Annotated in this window: 18 protein-coding genes; 3 read left to right on the top strand and 15 right to left on the bottom strand. The window is 49.1% G+C overall.

Annotated features, from left to right (window positions below; genetic code table 11):
* Positions 1-28: 28 nt before the first annotated feature.
* The 8 genes from QJT81_05320 to QJT81_05355 all read right to left on the bottom strand — a co-directional run bounded on the left by QJT81_05320 (position 29) and on the right by QJT81_05355 (position 8,535).
* On the bottom strand, positions 29-784 hold the full coding sequence (locus QJT81_05320; protein ID WGZ95406.1) for a WecB/TagA/CpsF family glycosyltransferase: 756 nt from the start codon (positions 782-784) through the stop codon (positions 29-31).
* Between the two features lie 305 nt (positions 785-1,089).
* Positions 1,090-2,499 carry a glutamate--ammonia ligase gene (gene glnA / locus QJT81_05325; GenBank protein WGZ95407.1) on the bottom strand — a complete coding sequence of 470 codons (1,410 nt, stop codon included), beginning with the start codon at positions 2,497-2,499 and terminating at the stop codon, positions 1,090-1,092.
* A 129-nt stretch (positions 2,500-2,628) separates the two neighbouring features.
* Positions 2,629-4,803, bottom strand: coding sequence for a glutamine synthetase III (locus tag QJT81_05330; GenBank protein WGZ95408.1), 2,175 nt, complete (start codon positions 4,801-4,803; stop codon positions 2,629-2,631).
* Between the two features lie 140 nt (positions 4,804-4,943).
* Positions 4,944-6,107, bottom strand: coding sequence for a cation diffusion facilitator family transporter (locus QJT81_05335; GenBank protein WGZ95409.1), 1,164 nt, complete (start codon positions 6,105-6,107; stop codon positions 4,944-4,946).
* On the bottom strand, positions 6,104-7,255 hold the full coding sequence (locus tag QJT81_05340; protein WGZ95410.1) for a homoserine kinase: 1,152 nt from the start codon (positions 7,253-7,255) through the stop codon (positions 6,104-6,106). The genes QJT81_05335 and QJT81_05340 overlap by 4 nt, the downstream gene beginning before the upstream one ends.
* 4 nt (positions 7,256-7,259) lie before the next feature.
* The gene (locus QJT81_05345) at positions 7,260-7,568 is read right to left on the bottom strand and encodes a hypothetical protein (protein ID WGZ95411.1); all 309 of its coding nucleotides are present in this window, start codon (positions 7,566-7,568) and stop codon (positions 7,260-7,262) included.
* Positions 7,569-7,573: 5 nt separating this feature from the next.
* Positions 7,574-8,299 (bottom strand): TIGR00730 family Rossman fold protein, encoded by a 726-nt coding sequence (locus QJT81_05350; protein ID WGZ95412.1) that lies wholly within the window; start codon positions 8,297-8,299, stop codon positions 7,574-7,576.
* Positions 8,299-8,535 carry a BolA/IbaG family iron-sulfur metabolism protein gene (locus tag QJT81_05355; protein ID WGZ95413.1) on the bottom strand — a complete coding sequence of 79 codons (237 nt, stop codon included), beginning with the start codon at positions 8,533-8,535 and terminating at the stop codon, positions 8,299-8,301. Before QJT81_05355 ends, QJT81_05350 begins: the two co-directional genes overlap by 1 nt.
* Before the next feature lie 109 nt (positions 8,536-8,644).
* On the opposite strand from QJT81_05355, the gene QJT81_05360 reads away from it, so the two are divergent.
* The 3 genes from QJT81_05360 to sctL all read left to right on the top strand — a co-directional run bounded on the left by QJT81_05360 (position 8,645) and on the right by sctL (position 10,521).
* Positions 8,645-9,139: a cyclic nucleotide-binding domain-containing protein gene (locus tag QJT81_05360; protein WGZ95414.1), complete on the top strand. Its 495-nt coding sequence runs from the start codon at positions 8,645-8,647 to the stop codon at positions 9,137-9,139.
* Between the two features lie 91 nt (positions 9,140-9,230).
* A complete protein-coding gene (locus QJT81_05365; protein ID WGZ95415.1) occupies positions 9,231-9,926 on the top strand; it encodes a SctK family type III secretion system sorting platform protein in 696 nt (231 codons plus the stop codon).
* On the top strand, positions 9,904-10,521 hold the full coding sequence (gene sctL / locus QJT81_05370) for a type III secretion system stator protein SctL (GenBank protein ID WGZ95416.1): 618 nt from the start codon (positions 9,904-9,906) through the stop codon (positions 10,519-10,521). The genes QJT81_05365 and sctL overlap by 23 nt, the downstream gene beginning before the upstream one ends.
* Here sctL and QJT81_05375 read toward each other — a convergent pair.
* The 7 genes from QJT81_05375 to sctS form a co-directional block, all read right to left on the bottom strand.
* The gene (locus QJT81_05375) at positions 10,475-10,897 is read right to left on the bottom strand and encodes a YscO family type III secretion system apparatus protein (protein ID WGZ95417.1); all 423 of its coding nucleotides are present in this window, start codon (positions 10,895-10,897) and stop codon (positions 10,475-10,477) included. The genes sctL and QJT81_05375 overlap by 47 nt on opposite strands.
* Positions 10,898-10,902: 5 nt before the next feature.
* Complete coding sequence (sctN, locus tag QJT81_05380; GenBank protein WGZ95418.1) at positions 10,903-12,237, bottom strand: type III secretion system ATPase SctN; 1,335 nt, start codon at positions 12,235-12,237, stop codon at positions 10,903-10,905.
* The gene (sctV, locus tag QJT81_05385) at positions 12,234-14,279 is read right to left on the bottom strand and encodes a type III secretion system export apparatus subunit SctV (GenBank protein WGZ95419.1); all 2,046 of its coding nucleotides are present in this window, start codon (positions 14,277-14,279) and stop codon (positions 12,234-12,236) included. Before sctV ends, sctN begins: the two co-directional genes overlap by 4 nt.
* A 30-nt stretch (positions 14,280-14,309) precedes the next feature.
* Positions 14,310-14,837 (bottom strand): NfeD family protein, encoded by a 528-nt coding sequence (locus QJT81_05390; protein WGZ95420.1) that lies wholly within the window; start codon positions 14,835-14,837, stop codon positions 14,310-14,312.
* Between the two features lie 91 nt (positions 14,838-14,928).
* A complete protein-coding gene (locus tag QJT81_05395) occupies positions 14,929-15,987 on the bottom strand; it encodes an EscU/YscU/HrcU family type III secretion system export apparatus switch protein (GenBank protein ID WGZ95421.1) in 1,059 nt (352 codons plus the stop codon).
* Positions 15,984-16,766: a type III secretion system export apparatus subunit SctT gene (sctT, locus tag QJT81_05400; GenBank protein ID WGZ95422.1), complete on the bottom strand. Its 783-nt coding sequence runs from the start codon at positions 16,764-16,766 to the stop codon at positions 15,984-15,986. Before sctT ends, QJT81_05395 begins: the two co-directional genes overlap by 4 nt.
* Entirely contained in the window at positions 16,766-17,038 is a 273-nt protein-coding gene (gene sctS, locus QJT81_05405; protein ID WGZ95423.1) for a type III secretion system export apparatus subunit SctS, read from the bottom strand. The genes sctT and sctS overlap by 1 nt, the downstream gene beginning before the upstream one ends.
* Position 17,039 lies beyond the last annotated feature (1 nt).

Genomic DNA, 17,039 nt, shown 5'->3' on the forward strand with positions numbered 1-17,039 from the left:
ATCTTCAGAAGCGATCTTTGCGGATGAGTTATTGGTGACGTCCGCCTAGTGCAAGATGGTGGTTATACAGTACGCCAAAGAATCGCGCACTTTCTAAGAGCCGTCGAAACCGCAGCCGGAAGAGGCGTGGTTCTGCTAACAGACGCCAGACACCTTCAAATCCTGCTTTTTGCATAAAGCGCGGTGCGCGTTTGACTTGGCCTGAAACAAAATCAAAGGTGCCGCCGCAGCCAACCACCAAACGTACTTTATGTTGTTTGAGGAAGTCGAGATTATCATTGATCCAATATTCTTGTTTGATAGCACCAAAGGCAACAAATAAAAAATCGGGTTTGAATTCGATAATTTGATCAAGAATTTCTTGGGTGTTTTTTGTGCTAAAAGGGTAGTCCTCATAAGGAGGGGAATATCCACCTACCCGTAGGCCATAGGTTGCCCTGATTTTTTCTACGGATAGCCTATTCGCTTGGGTAGCGCCCCCCAAAAGAAAAATGCTTTTATTATTTTTTTGCGCGTTTGCACAGGCATCGTAAATCAGATCAGAACCACTGATCTTGTCAAAATGCTGCTGTGAGTTCAGTAAGCGTGCAAAGAAATACGGAATCTGACCATCAAACGTGGCGTAGTTATCATTGATAATATTCAGAAAAGTGGGGTCATGACTGGCTTTCACAATAAACTCAGCATTTACTGTGACAACAAAACGTGTCTCCTCATCTTCCCTGAATAGTTGTTCTTGTTCTAAACAACTAAAATTGATGCCGCAAAAATTAACAGCCTCCATCTACTATTCCTCACCTTGAACTAAAAACAATAACCCTTAAGAGTCGCGCATCCTGCGTCATTATATGTTTTAAGCTACTAGTTGCTATTTTACACTTAACTTCTCTTTGAGAGAGAGGGTGTAGTGAGCAATAACAATTCGATGATTAAGTCTACAGTAATTTATGCGCAGAGTTGTGTGATCCTCATCAATAAATTATTCATTATTTTGATGTGAGTGTTATCAATAAATGGTTATTATTAGTCATCAACACAGAAAAGAAAGCCCCTTAACGAGGCATTCTTTTCACTTACCTAAGAGTACACTTACAGTGAGTAATACATATCAAACTCAACCGGATGTGTGGTCATGCGGAAGCGTGTTACTTCTTCCATTTTCAGGTCGATGTAAGCGTCGATCATATCGTTGCTGAAGACACCACCTGCGGTCAGGAATTCACGGTCTTTGTCGAGTGCATCCAATGCCATATCTAAAGAGTGGCAAACCCGTGGGATGAGTTTGTCTTCTTCTGGCGGCAGGTCATACAGGTCTTTATCCATTGCTTCGCCGGGGTGGATCTTGTTTTTGATACCATCCAAGCCTGCCATCATCAGGGCAGCAAATGCCAGGTAAGGGTTTGCAGATGGATCAGGGAAGCGCACTTCGATACGGCGGCCTTTAGGGCTTGCCACGAACGGAATGCGAATGGATGCCGAACGGTTACGTGCAGAGTATGCCAACATAACGGGTGCTTCAAAGCCCGGAACCAAACGCTTGTAAGAGTTGGTGCCAGGGTTGGTGATCGCATTCAGTGCTTTGGCGTGCTTGATGACACCGCCGATGTAGTACAGCGCGGTTTCAGACAGACCCGCATAGCCGTCACCTGCGAAGGTGTTCACCCCGTCTTTTGCCAGCGACATGTGAACGTGCATCCCGGAACCGTTGTCGCCCACGATAGGCTTAGGCATGAACGTTACCGTTTTGCCGTACTGATGCGCAACGTTGTGGATAACGTATTTTTGACGTTGTACCCAATCCGCACGTGTAGTCAGGGTTGCAAAACGTGTACCGATTTCGCACTGACCAGCGGTAGCCACTTCGTGATGGTGAACTTCAACCGGAACGCCGACTTCTTCCAGAATGTTACACATGGTGGAGCGAATGTCCTGGAACGAGTCAACCGGTGGCACAGGGAAGTAGCCGCCTTTCGTGGTCGGGCGATGTCCCATATTGCCGTCTGGATACACTTTTTCGGAGTTCCAGCCTGCTTCTTGTGAGTCAATTTTGACAAATGTGCCGCTCATGTCTGAGCCCCAACGCACGTCATCAAAGATGAAGAATTCAGGTTCCGGACCAAAGAATGCGGTATCGGCAATGCCTGTGGACTTCAGGTAAGCTTCAGCCCGCATCGCGATAGAGCGTGGGTCACGCTCGTAGCCTTCCATCGTGGTTGGGTCAACGATGCCGCAAGAAATGTTCACGGTAACGTCTTGGAAAAACGGATCAACAAACGCAGTCGCAGGATCTGGCATCAGGATCATGTCGGATTCGTTGATGCCTTTCCAGCCTGCGATGGAAGAGCCATCGAACATTTTACCTTCAGTAAACGTGTCTTCTTCTACGGTGTAGGCAGGAACAGTGACGTGGTGTTCTTTACCACGAGTGTCGGTGAAGCGGAAATCGACGTATTTGGCGTCGTTGTCTTTGATCATGTTGAGAACGTCTTGTGCAGACATTACTGGCCTCCTGATGATTGTAAGGACTAAAAATAGGCGTTTTAGGGTCGATGCAGCATGGTACGCAGAGTCACATAATCTGTAAATGGTCATGTAGGGGCGAACTATTTTTCGCCCCTACAATCGGCATTACTTAATGAACAACATTTCGCTGTATTTAGGTAATGGCCAAATCTCGTCAGCAATCAGGGTTTCGAGCGTGTCAGCATGGGTGCGAACTTCAGTCATCAGCCCACGTACCGTACCAGCCAGGAACGTCATGTGGTCTTGTATGCTGTCGAAGTCGTGTTTCGCACGGGCTTCACTCAGTTTACCAACGGCAACCATCAGTGCATTGGCTTCAGTGGCAACGCTTGTTGCAACACTGTTATCCAGCGTGATGCCCAGTTCTTGCAAGTTGCCAGCAGTAGCCGCTAGCTCTGATAGGTAAGTGACTGCCGCAGGGTAGATCATGGTGGTCGCCATATTGATCATCAGCTTGGCTTCTACATCAATGCTGTTGATGTATTGTTCAGCATACACCTCAAAGCGGCTGTGCAGTTCGGTGGGCGTCAATACACCCGTGCGCTCAAACAAGCCGGAAACTTCTTGGCTTAACAGCTCAGGCAGTGCATCCGCAGAGGTGGGCAGGTTTTTCAGGCCGCGTTCTGCAACGGCTGCTTTGTGCCATTCTGGGGAGTAGCCGTTGCCGCCGAAGACCACATTACCGTGTTGTTCCATTACGACTTTCAGTACCGTCAGTGTCGCTGAGGTAACATCTTTGCCGCTGCTGAGTTCGGTTTCCAGCTTGTCGGCTATCCAGTTTAGGGAGTCAGCCAGCATGGTGTTCATGGCAACCAAAGGACCGGAGACAGATTGGGAAGATCCGACAGCACGGAATTCAAAGCGATTGCCAGTGAAAGCGAATGGGGAGGTACGGTTACGGTCGCCAGGATCACGCTCGAAGTGCAGAATCTGGGACAGACCCAAATCCATGTTGCCGCCTTTTTCGGTTTTGAGGATTTTTCCAGCTTTGATGTCGTTGAAAACTTGTTCCAGTTGGTCGCCGAGATAAACCGATAAAATTGCCGGAGGTGCTTCGTTTGCACCTAAACGGTGGTCATTAGAAGCCGAGGCAATAACTGCTCGCAGCAATGGGCCATATAAATGCACGCCTCGGATAACCGCGCCGCAGAATGCTAAAAAGTGCAGATTTTCTTCAGGGGTATGCCCTGGATCAAGCAGATTGCCTTGAGTGCTGTTACCGACAGACCAGTTGACGTGCTTGCCTGAACCATTCACTCCAGCGAACGGCTTTTCGTGTAGCAGGCACATGAAACCGTGGTTTTTGGCAGTCATTTTCATGACAGTCATCAGCAATTGCTGGTGATCGGCTGCCACGTTTGCGGCTTCAAAGTAAGGGGCAATTTCAAACTGACCCGGTGCTACTTCATTGTGGTGTGTTTTGGCAGGGATACCGAGGCGGTAGAGTTTGTCTTCGATGTCCTGCATAAATACTTGCACGCGTTCAGGGATTGCACCGAAGTAATGGTCATCGAATTGCTGACCTTTTGCGGGTGCAGCGCCGAACAGTGTGCGGCCTGATAGCATGATGTCAGGGCGGGCAACTGCGTAGGCTTCGTCGATAAGGAAGTATTCTTGTTCTGCACCACAGCTTGAGTTCAGGGTGGCAATGTCGGTTTCACCCATCAGTTTCAACACGCGCTGGGCAGCGGAGTTCATTGCCGCGTTGGAACGCAGCAAGGGGATTTTCTTGTCGAGTGCTTCGCCCGTCCATGACAGGAATACGCACGGGATCATCAGGGTTGCGCCGTTGGCAGTGTGCATGATGTACGCAGGGCTGGTTGGATCCCATGCGGTGTAACCACGTGCGGAGTTGGTGGCACGGATGCTGCCATTCGGGAACGATGAACCATCGGGTTCACCTTTGATCAGAAGACTACCGCTGAAATCAGTAATGGCATTGCCTTCGGGGCTGGTGATAATGAAGCCGTCATGTTTTTCAGCCGTGGCATTGGTCATCGGGTAGAAAATGTGCGAGAAAAATTTTGCGCCTTTAGACATCGCCCATTCTTTCATCGCAGCAGCAACAACATCCGCCGTCGCAGGGTCAAGTGGTGCGCCGGTTTGGAAGGTTTTTTTCATGGCCTTAAATGCATTTTTGGAGAGTGATTCTTCCATGCGTGCCAGATTGAAAACGTCACATGCCCAAATCTTGCTTAATGGTTCAGTCTTACCCAGATCCATCGGGGCGCGTTGACTGATGGTTTGAAGTGCTTGGGTACGTGCTAAGTTGCTGCTCATCTATTAACCTCGTTCAATGCGATAAATCAGAAATAATAGGCTTCAAATGCAATTTTTGTGCCATGAAAAAAATCCTTACAACGCCATCCGTTGTAAAAAGAGAGCAGAACTTATGCGACAATTTGGTGCTTTCAGTGATATTAATGCACTAATTTAGTGAAAAATTGAATGTCTTCAATCGTCGGGATGCTGGTGCTGGCTTGTTTAAAGGCGTTAAGTGCATCAACACTGGGGGTTTCCGTTAACACGATTTCCAGTTGCAGTTTTCCGCCGTTGTAGTGCAAGGTGAGGGCGTCAATGCTGGGGAGTAATGCCGTAGCCGCTGGCAGTGCTTGCAATTGCACCAGTAAGTCCGCCCGTGAAGGTAGGTTTTTGCAAGGGTGTGCGGTCTCGTCATCTTCGGGGTCAATATGAATAATGACATCACTGATAATTGGAAACTGGCGGCGCAAACGGTACATCACCGTTTCACCGATATGATGCCCTTCAGATACGCTGATGCGCCCATCGACTTGTAAATGCACATCGGCTAATACGCGCCCACCCATGCGGCGGGTACGTAATAGGTGAACATTTTCCACACCGTTGATGGTATAGATGAAGTCACGGATCTCTTGTACTTCTTGTGTGTCGAGTCCGGTATCTACCAATTCGCTGGTACTTTCCAGAATCAGTTGGATTGCCATGTAAAAAATCATCGCCGCAACTACGATAGCTGCCGCCGAATCCAACCAAGGGTAGCCTAGTTGTGCTCCACCAATTGCCAATAGTACTAAGACAGATGAAATCGCATCCGAGCGGTGATGCCAAGCACTGGCTTTGAGCATCGGCGAGCTGATGCGCTTAGCAATATGCACGGTGTAATGGTATAAGCCTTCCTTGCCGATGATGGCGAGTGCCGCGATAGCCATCGCCCATGGCTCAGGTGTGATTAACGGTGAATGACCTGTTAAACGATCCCATGCTTGCAGGAAAATGACCGCAGCGACACCACCCAGCAATAAACCGAGAATAACCGTTGCCAGCGTTTCGATGCGCCCATGCCCGTAAGGGTGATTGGCATCGGCGGCTTTGCCTGCATGGTGGGCGGCAACTAGCACAACCACATCGCCGATCAAATCGGAAAGCGTGTGCATAGCATCGGCAACCAATGCTTGGGAGTGGGTGAGAATGCCGCCAATGATTTGTGCAATCACCAGAAAAATATTGACACCCATGCCGACGAAGGCGACGCGCTGGGTGACGGCTTTGCGGCTGTTGTCCTCGGTGGGCGTATCGGCCAAGGTGTGATGGTGTCCGCTCATATTGCCTGCCCCGTTTGTAGCACGATAGTGTATTCACGCCCTTCACTGCGGGTGTCAAGTACCGTATGCCCGTGAATCCGCGCCCATGCAGGAATATCATGCAAAGCACCAGGATCGGTGCAAATGGCGGTAATGCTGACACCCGCAGGCAGATTTTCACAGGCTTCCTGTACGCGAATAACCGGCAATGGGCAAAGTAGTCGTCGTGCATCAACGCTTACTGAGGCAGCAGCAATACGGTGCAGCAGTTTGTTGCGAAATTCCGCAGGGTCTTTCTGCAAAATCATATCACCTGTCCGTGGGTTTAAGGTTGCATCCAAGCGTGAGAGCCAGAAACGCAAAGCAGCAGCACGTAATAAGCCAAGCCAGTAACGTTGCTCAAGGGGTTCCCAAGGGCGCACGCGTTGATAAGCGCTAATACAAGCGAGTGCCCGTGCGTTATCCAATGAGCCATCGGCATGGCAACACCAGTCATTCACCACGATGGCTAAGTCATATAACCAGCTATCGTTGCACGCAAAATACACATCCAGAATGCCGCTTACCTGCCCGTCATGGAACAATACATTGTCGCGGAATAGATCGGCGTGCACGGTTCCGCTGGGCAGTTGGGCAAATGGGATGGCGTGTTGGAAGGTGATTTCCGCTTGTAACAAGCTTGCATTGTCGGTATCCAAGCGTGGTAACAAGCGGGACGCCGTTTGTACTCGCCACTCATGTTCCCGATCTGGGGAGCGGTGTTGCGGGAAGGTTTGCCCCGCGATATGCATCTTAGCCAGCCATGTGCCGAGTTCAGCGCATTGCGCAGGTGTTGGTTCGTCAAGGTGTTGACCCTGTAAGCGTAGTACTAGCGCGGCAGGTTTGCCCTTTAGTTGGCTGAGTAATTGTCCGCTATGGTTGAGTATAGGGCGGGCAACAGGAATGCCCGCATCTGCCCAGTGCCGCATCAATGCCAGAAAGTAGCCAAGTTCTGCCAGTGTATGGTGCTCAAACAGGGTAAGCACAAATTCTCCCTGCGTCGTGGTGACGAAGAAGTTGCTATTTTCGACACCTGCACTGATACCCGCATAATCCGTCAGCGCTCCGGCAGGGTATTCATTCAGAAAGCTTTCCAGCTCAGGGCGGCTGACGGGGGTATAAACTGACATGCATTTACCAGGAGAATAGGTTCCAGCTTGGAATCATCATATCCCGATTTTGGTGCGCATTCTGGCTTTTGCCTTGAGAGCTAACGGAATCGACTAGGTTATAACCACCTTCACCATCGGTTGGCACATAGCGGATTTCAGTACGCATGGCTTGCACGCGCTCTTCTTCAATCGTGCCGAAATTGTCGGTGACGCGAATCGTTTCCATCTTTAATTTGTTGGCAACGTCAGCATCAGTGGTGGCTTCATCTGCATGAGCTGTCGCTGTCAATAACGCGATGAGTGGCAGTGTTAGCCAGTATTTTGTTGTCATTGTTTTTATAACTCCATGAATTTAGCGCGTTCTTCTGCGGATGGCCCCGATATCGCGCGTTCGTAATAACCGAAAATATGATCGACGATAGCATCTGCGTCATCCAGCAGGACAAACAGATCCAAATCTTCCGCTGAAATTGTACCTTGTTTTACCAAGGTGTGCTTGAACCATCCGACCAAGCCTTCCCAAAAGGACGTATGTACCAGCACGATGGGTATTTTACGGGTTTTAGCGGTTTGTACCAAGGTCAGGATTTCCGCCAATTCATCCAGAGTCCCAAAACCACCGGGCATCACCACATAGGCAGAGGCATGTTTCACGAACATCACTTTGCGTGAAAAGAAATGCCGGAAATACAAGGAAATGTCTTGGTAATGATTGGAGTGTTGTTCGTGCGGAAGTTGAATATTCAAACCAATGCTAGGGGATTTACCTTGCTGCGCACCTTTATTGGCTGCTTCCATCAAACCGGGGCCACCACCACTGACGACGGCAAACCCTGCATCTGATAGTTTGTGAGCAATGGTTTCGGTTAAGTGATACAGCGGATCAGCCGGTGGAGTACGTGCTGAACCGAAGATACTGACCGAAGGCCGTAAGTGGGCAAGGCGTTCAAACCCATCCACAAATTCCCCCATGATCTGGAAAATTTTCCAGCTCTCGCGTGCCAGCTCCTTGTCACTGATGGGTTGCAGTACTGGGTGTTGGGTACGGGTTTTCGCATCCATTAGGCGACTTCCGCCGGTGTTTTCGCACGAATGGTGAGCGCATGGAGCTGGCCTGCGGTAATCGCATCATTAACCGCCGCGTAAACCAGTTGATGACGTTTGAGGGTATTCAAGCCTGCAAAAACGTCACTGATAACATCGGCTTCATACTTGTAGCCGTCACCCTGAATAGTGACTTGTGCATCGGGGATATGTGCTTGAATTAAGGCGGCAACTGCGTCATTAGTAATGCTCATAGAAGAGGCTCCTGTTAAGGGTAAATTGCGTGATTATACGCTGTACCTGCCGACAACGCGTATTTCTGCGCGTATAATACAGGCATTTAGTTTAAGCGGATCAATCCCCATGAATAATGCTAGTTCTTCCCTGCTGGAGCAGGTTAAAGATACCTGTCCTGAGTTTTGCGCAGCGCTGACGGATGATGAAGTTCTTAAATTTATTCGTTACACCCGACTGCGTGAGCTGGGGTCGCAAGAGATTGTTGCGGATATTGGCGAAATCAGTGACCGTTTTTATCTGGTGATCGGGGGGGCTGTTAAGTTGTTGCAAGTCGACGGTGAGCGTGAGTTTGAAGTGGGTCAGTTAAATCCTGGCAGTTTGGTGGGGGAAATGTCTTTCTTCGATCGCCAGCCGCGTACCGTGCGACTGAAAGCCCGCCGTAGCGGGGTACGTTTACTGGAAATTAATCGCCAGATGTATAACCGTATTCGTATCGAAGAATCTTACATTGCGACCAATTTATTAGAATTCGTGGTACGTAGCCTGGATTTTCTGGTGCGCCATTTGAGCGATGAAAATGCAAAGTTGCACAAGCAAGTAACGGGATTGGGCTACCGCTGATTCAGACAAGCGAGTGGTTTTGTCAGGAAATGCCTGTCTAGCTGTGTATAGACAGGCAATAATGCCAGTATAGTTAAAAAATGTTGGCATCATGAGCATATCCAATCATTTCGATATTACTGACGAATTTTCACAGGCAGTGTGGCGGTTTAATTTTCGCCCCGATTCCTATATTCATCCGAGTTGGCTGGCGACCATGCCGGATGGCAAAGTCATGCAAGCACTCTTTGGTCAAGCCCGTGGAGAAAGCCGTTTATTGCAGCATATGATGCAACGTCTTGGTTTGCATGACAGTGTGTTTTTTGATTTTAGTAAGCCCATCACGCGCTTAGCCTTATGGCGCGGGCAAGAATTAGGGCAATTGATTTTGTATCTTGGCGCAGTTTTTCATTTTCAATTATTGCGTAGGATTGTCACTCGTGAAGATATTATCAAAACCCAACGTTTGCTTGGGGATGACCTTTACCGTTTTTTACAACAACGCGCACCCCTACTAACGCATAATATCAGCACAACTATTACGTTTCCTCAGCATATGGGGCTGAAAAAGCGCTTTGTATTGGCGGGCATGTTGTGTTTGCGTGCTGCCTTTGCGGGTTATCCTCCGGCTTTTTGGAAACGTTTGGTCTACAAGTTGGAGCGCGAATATTATGTGTTGTGGAAACGCCACGCGAAATGCGGTCAGGTATTAGAAACACAAGCGGCTGAATGTGCCGTTTTGGTACAAAAAGTGGCAATAGAAATCAAAATGGGGGTCAGCCGCGATGGCAAAATTCTTTTCAATTAAGCCAGTAGAGGCGCAACTGCGTGCCGGTCAGAAAGTACTAAAAGCTGAAGATTACGAAGAGTTGGTTGCGTATGAACGCTTAGCTTTTGATCTGGAGCACCGCCACCGTCAGCGTGAAGAAATCATGTCGGTAGCGTTGGGGCGTTCCATCAAGCGAGGATTAGAACAGGGGCGGGAGCGTGCCAACCAAGAAGCTGCTGAGAAAATGGTGTTATTTACCGGGCGGGTCAATGACACCCTGATGGCACTGGAAGGCGAATTGGTGGAATTAGTGACTAGTGCTGTACGCAAAGTGATTGCCGGTTTTGATCAGGAAGAGCGGGTTCGGCAAGCGGTATTGGGCGGTTTGGAGTTAGTACGGGGCAGTCATAAGCTGTTGGTTAGGGTTCACCCACAAATGCAGGCAACGATTTCGGAGCAATTGGATGCGATTCCGCATCGCTTTACCAGTCTGGAAGTGGTGGGTGATGACCAAGTGGCGGTGGATGGCTGTATTCTGGAATCGGATCTGGGGATTGTGAATGCAAGTCTGGAACAACAAATCCAGATTATTGAGCAAGCTCTTCGTGGGACTTTTTATCGTCCTGCATTTTAATCATTTCCTTGAGCTTTTCCAGTTTCAGGTTGGCCTCGCTGGAATGCTGCTGTGCGGTTTGGACTTGCGTCGCAGCCGTTTGCAAGCCTTGTTGCGCAGCGGTGAGTTCAGCGCGTAGGCGTTCTTCTTCCAAGCGTAAATCTTCCAGATTTTTTTGGTATTCAAACAGCATTTGCGGGGCGAACGGCTGATTTTTTAGGTTGGCAAATAGCGCTTCCTGATGCTCCAGTCGCCATTGCCCGAAACTGATCAGTTGTTGTTCCTTTTCATGCAGTTGTTGTTCGTGCGTTTGCAAGATGCGGCGTTGTTCTTGCAATTCGATGAAACGTTGTTCCATGCGGCGGGCGCGAATGGTTTTTAACTGTTCTAGGCTCATGAGGCTTATCCTGCCAATTGTATTAGCCAGTTGATGGTGTCATCAAAACCGGAATATTCGTGGGATGGCTGTTTGAGAAAGCGCAGAATTTCATCCATTTTGCGGATCGCTTCGTCTGCGAGTGGGTCGGAACCGTGTTTGTATTCACCCACTCGTAGCAAGAATTCGATCTCTTTGTGTTTCGCCATCAAAGTACGCAAGTGTGCGGCAGCGGCACGGTGTTGTGGGCTAACCAGTTGCGGCATAATCCGGCTCAGACTCGCGAGGATGTCGACCGCTGGATAATGATTGCCCGCTGCTAGGTCGCGTGACAGCATAATGTGTCCATCCAGCAAGGAACGTACTTCATCCGCAATCGGGTCGCTCATGTCATCGCCTTCCACCAGCACGGTGTAAAATGCGGTGATTGAGCCTTTGTCTGAATTGCCTGCGCGTTCGACCAGTTTGGGCAATTCCGAAAATACCGAGGGTGGAAAGCCACGTCGGGCGGGGGCTTCCCCAGCGGCTAAGCCGATTTCGCGTTGCGCCCGCGCAAAACGGGTGAGCGAGTCCATTAGTAATAAAACATTATTGCCTTTATCGCGGAAGTATTCGGCAACTGCGGTGGCAACATAAGCGGCTTTGAGACGCTCAATCGCCGGGCGGTCAGAAGTGGCAACGATGAGAACGGTTTTTTGCATCCCCGCTTCGCCCAAGGCTTCTTCCATGAATTCACGCACTTCGCGCCCACGTTCGCCGATGAGGGCGACCACGTAAACGTCCACTGCCGCGTGTTGCACCAACATGCTAAGTAAGGAACTTTTGCCGACCCCAGCACCGGCAAATACACCGATGCGCTGCCCGATGCCGCAAGTAATCAGTGCATCCATTGAGCGAATCCCCAGCGATAGCGGGCTACTCACCCGATCGCGGGAGAGTGGATCGGGTGGATTGGCGTAGATGGGGTAGTATTCGGTGAAAGTCGGTAACGGTCTGCCAGGATTTTCTTGCACGCGCCCAATGCCATCGAGCACGCAGCCGCGCAGGTGTTCACCAACGCCGACTTCAAGCATTTTGCCGGTGGTAATCACTTGGGTGTGCGCGGATACGCCTTGCATATCGCCGATCGGAGCAAGTAATGCAATATTTTGTTCAAAACCGATGACTTCCGCCGGAATTTCGCGTGGATCGCCGCTGTTTTTTAACAAGCATAATTCGCCGAGTTTGACACGCGGCACAATGGCACGAACCACCGTGCCAGTGACTTGCACAATGCGCCCGTGTAATACCAGTGGTGTGCATTTTTCGAGGTTATTGCGCAAACGTTCGGTGACGTGGCTCAGGGGGGTACGCGGTCTCATGTCAGCCTGATCTCGCCAATCGGATTGAGGGAAATGCTAGTGGTGAGTTCCTGCACCGAAATGACCGGCAAGTCGGGGAAGCTGGTTTCGAGATGGCGGCGAATATGGCGGCGCAATTCCAAATTGGTGAGGATAACCGGGCGCACTTTATCTTTGGCGTGTTCGGTTTCGAGTTCATGCAATACGTTGGTGAATTGTGAGGTGGCTTCTGGTGCAAGGGCGAAAAAGACGCCATTCGGGGTTTGTCGCAGGCTATTTTGCAGCAGCTTTTCGGTTTCGGGGGCGAACATGTAAACAGGTAAGACGCCTGTGCCATTGGTAAAGGTATAAGAAAGCTGGCGTTTGAGGCTGATACGTACCCGTTCTGCCAACATGCTGGTGTCTTTTTCCATTTCACCAAACTCAACCAATGTGCCCAAGATTTGGCGCAGGTCGCGGATGGAAATACCTTCGTTGAGTAGACGGCGGAACACATCGACCGTTTTCGGGGTATTCACTGCGCGTTGGACTTCCCGCACCAGTTCGGTGTAGCTGGATTGCTCCAGTTTGTTATAGAGGGTGTGCATTTCCTGAATACCAATGAATTCAGAAGCATGTTTGCGCAACACATACGCCAAATGGAAGCTGATTGCCTGGATGTTGTCGGGAGTTGGTCGGGCGTTATTAGTTACCAAATCAGCACTGGTTTTATCAGCAGGTGGTGTGGGTAAGGCAGTTACGGTGGGGCTTGCTGGTTTGAGATTGCCTTGCGCAACCGGCACACCTCGGATGGAAATCTGATACGTGTCACTGTTCAATTGAGCTGAAAGTCGCAGGCTAATTCCTGGTAGTGGTACACCCATGTCCTGATAGAAGTCACGACGGATACGCATGAAGTCTTGATTCAGGGTTTCCAGTGAAAAGAGATTTTTGGCTTGTGCAGGTAATTCCACCAAGGCAGGTGAGAGTGGTTGCATCTCTTCCAATGCTAATTTGGTATCACTGCCGCCTGCCAGTTGAGCGGCTTTTCCTGCGTCTTGTTGACCGATAACAGTGGTGATTTCAGCATCAGCAAACTCCATTTGGGTTTGTACTTTGCGTAGTGCCATGCCGGTGAAGCCTAATAACACCGCGAGAAACAGGAAAACGACCGTGGGGAAGCCAGGAACAAGCCCCATTGCTCCCACAATACCTGCCGCTGCGAGTAAGGCGCTGGGCTGTGCGAGTATTTGTCCGCCAATATCAGAACCAAGGTTAGTGTCATCTTCGCCACGTACACGGGTGACAATAATGCCAGCGGTAATGGAAATGAACAGTGCTGGAATTTGTGATACCAGACCATCCCCAATGGTGAGGATTGAATACAATTCCAGTGCTTCACCCATTGGCATTCCGCGCTGCATGGTGCCGATAGCGATTCCCCCCAGAATATTGACTAAGATGATGATCAGACCAGCAATGGCATCGCCTTTGACGAATTTCATTGCACCGTCTAATGCGCCGTATAACTGACTTTCTTTTTCAAGGTTGGAGCGCCGATGACGAGCATCTGCCAAGGTAATCAGACCTGCACGCATGTCGCTGTCGATGCTCATTTGCTTACCGGGCATGGCATCTAATGAAAAGCGGGCGCTAACTTCTGCGATACGTTCGGAGCCTTTGGTAATGACGATGAACTGGACAATCGTAATAATCAGGAACACGACCAAGCCCACGATCAAGTTACCACCGACCACGAATTCGCCAAAGGTTTGAATGATGTGTCCGGCATCCGCTTCCAGCAAGATCAACCGAGTCGTGGCAATGCTGAGGGAAAGCCGAAATAGTGTCGTTAACAATAGAATGGAGGGGAACGATGAAATAGCCAACGGATGTGGAATATAAATTCCTAACATCATTAATAGGATGGCAATGCTCATATTTAAGGCGATCAGCATATCCATGACCAAGGTAGGCATGGGGAGGATCATCATGGCAATAATAGCGACCAGCAACAGTGCCAGCGCTACGTCACTGCGACGGGTCAGTGACGTAAGGAAATCTTGTGAGGCGCTGGATTGCATGGAAACGGTGCTCCTGATCCTTATAATGAGTTATGACGTTTGGTTTAGGGGAGTTATGTATAGCGTTCGGTCATTGATGGCAATAATTCTGGCTTGAGTACCGGCAAGGCAATCAACGCCTGCCAATTGCCACTCCAGATTATCTAAGCGAATAGTGCCAGTGCCTTCCACGATGGGTTGCTCTAGCGTAATCACTTGCCCGATAAGCTGTTTACCCGGATATTCGGTAAAGACTTTTTTTAGTGAATGAAAAAGGTTGGCTAACAACGGTGCTAATAAAACGCTAATTAATACAAGCACAAACTGCCAGCGCCACAAGCTGTCTGGGTTGAGCAACATTAGTAAACCGGTAATGCCAGCACCAACACCTAGCCATTTCTCCCACCCTGCTATAAAACGTTGTTGGTATTGTTTAACCAATCCGTTCTTATTTTTTATGTGTTGGGTGGTGCGAAAAACGGCATAGTGCGCTTGAGCTCGCAAGTTGGTTTGTCTTAGGTCGGCCCAGCTTTTCTGTAAACGTTGAGCCAATGTCATTTGCTGTTTTTCTTGTTCCATAATACGTCCATTGTACGAGGAAGCGGGCTAAATGTGGGTTATGTCCATCGTGAATTCGCCCGCGCCTGTCTTAATTGTGCGGGGCGACTGGTCATTGTTTGACTTTTCCTTGGGTCTGACGCAATAAATTAGCGACTCTATCAATAGTTTTTTCGGGTATGTATTGGTCTACTTTGCCCTCGCTAAGCAAATCCTGCACTAACCCTGGATCACTGACTAACGGTACATTTTCAATGGTGGCAATTTCCGCCATTTTGCGTGACATATTATTTTTACCGATAGCTACTATAATGGGCAGGGGCGTAGTGCCTGCTTCGTATTGCAACGCAACGGCAATCCCCATGTCGAGAATCACCAGCCGAGCGGTACTAATACGCTTCTTGATGTCTTGCTCGGAGAGTTCGCGCCGAATTCCCTGACGCGCCGAACGCACATGCGGATCACCAAAGATGTCTTTCATTTCTTTTTTGACTTCTTCTTTGGTCATGCGCTGATCTTTAATGAATTGTTGGCTTTGAAACAAAAAGTCGAGTATGGCGATAAAAATGAGTATGGGCAAAATGTACAGCATGAGTTGACGGGTTAGGTCTTCGACGACGGTTTGCTGGCATTCAACGTTGCATTGTTTGATGGCGTGCAACAACTCGCCAAGCCCGATACGCAATACAATCAGTAGGATTGCCCCGATAATGATGGTTTTCAACAGCGATAGTAATGTGGTAACGAATTGCTTGGCAGAAAAAATCCGCTTAAAACCACTGGATAAGCTAACTTTTTCCGGTTTCGGAATGATCGGGTCGAAGGAAAACACAAAACCAAACTGAACAATGTTGCCTAAAATACCTGCAACCACAGTGATCATTGCAAAAGGGAGTGCGATGCCGTACAAGGCACTTTCCAGCATGGTTTTAAAACCAATTTCCACAGCTTGGGGAAATGGCATGGTGTATAAACGGGGTACAATACTAAACATTTCCTTGAACTGATCCAAGATCCAGTTCCATGCCAGCATAAAATACAGCACGGTAAACAGCATGATTAATGCTGAAGCAACGTCATTACTGCGAGCTACTTGGCCTTGTTCACGGGCTTTTTGCAGTTTACGTGAACTGGGTTGCTCGGTTTTTTCTTGGCTGCTATCACCGCTCATCGCAATAATGCATCCAATATTGTGAGATTATTGCTCATGCGGAAAAAGCCGTCTTTAAGGTATTCCGCTAAAAAGCCGATATACAGTGTCAACATGAAAAAAGTTAAACCGCTTTTGACCGGCATGGCAGCTAGAAAGACGTTAAGTTGCGGCAAGAAACGCCCCACCATCCCCAGCCCAAAATCGATGAGAAACATCATCCCAATAAAGGGGCCGGCAATCAGTACGCTGGTATACAAAAGCAGGTCCAGTTGTTGCAGGAAGAATGAGGCAACTTCCAGCGTAAACTGCGGGAAAAACTGATCTATCGGCCAAGTTTGGTAGCTGAAATAGAGTGTTTGTAACAAGATTAAAAAGCCGCCCGATACCAATAATAAGGTAGTAAGCAATAGGTTAAATAATCCACCCAGCGGTGACACCATATTCGCAGTGACAGGTGAGAAAAATAAGGCACTCATGACCCCGCGCTGCATGTCGATCAAAAAGCCAGCCGCTTTCACTGCCCAGAATGGCACACTCAGGGTGTAACCCAATAAAAGCCCTAACAACGCTTCTTTCACTAGAATGCCAAGCATCGTTAGCATGTTTAGCTCAATATTGAGAAACTGCTCGTGGGTGAGTGGCAAAATAAACAGGCTCATGGTCATAATGACCCCATTGCGCAAAGTGCGGGGGACAATGGGTTCAGTCATTATCGGCAATAATGCAAACGCAACCAAAACCCTGGGCGCGGTAAATGCCCAAGCCAATAGCCATGATTGCAGTGCATCGGTTTCCATCAGCGATGCCGTATCAGCGCAATTTGATCAAAGGCATTTTCGGTAAAGGTGAGCAGATCAGGTCCTAGCCAGCGCACGGTTGCTACGAGCGCCAGCATGGTTACGACTAGCTTAAAACCATGCGGAAGTGTTTGTTCCTGAATAGACGTTAAGGCTTGCAATAATCCAATCAGCAGCCCCACAACAGTTGCGGCAATAATGGCGGGCAGCGATAGATACAAGATAAGTTCCATCGCTAAGGAGGTTTTGTGGATGATGTCGGTTTCATTCATG

Origin of the sequence: Candidatus Thiothrix putei (assembly GCA_029972225.1) — a bacterium.
GTDB lineage: Bacteria > Pseudomonadota > Gammaproteobacteria > Thiotrichales > Thiotrichaceae > Thiothrix > Thiothrix putei.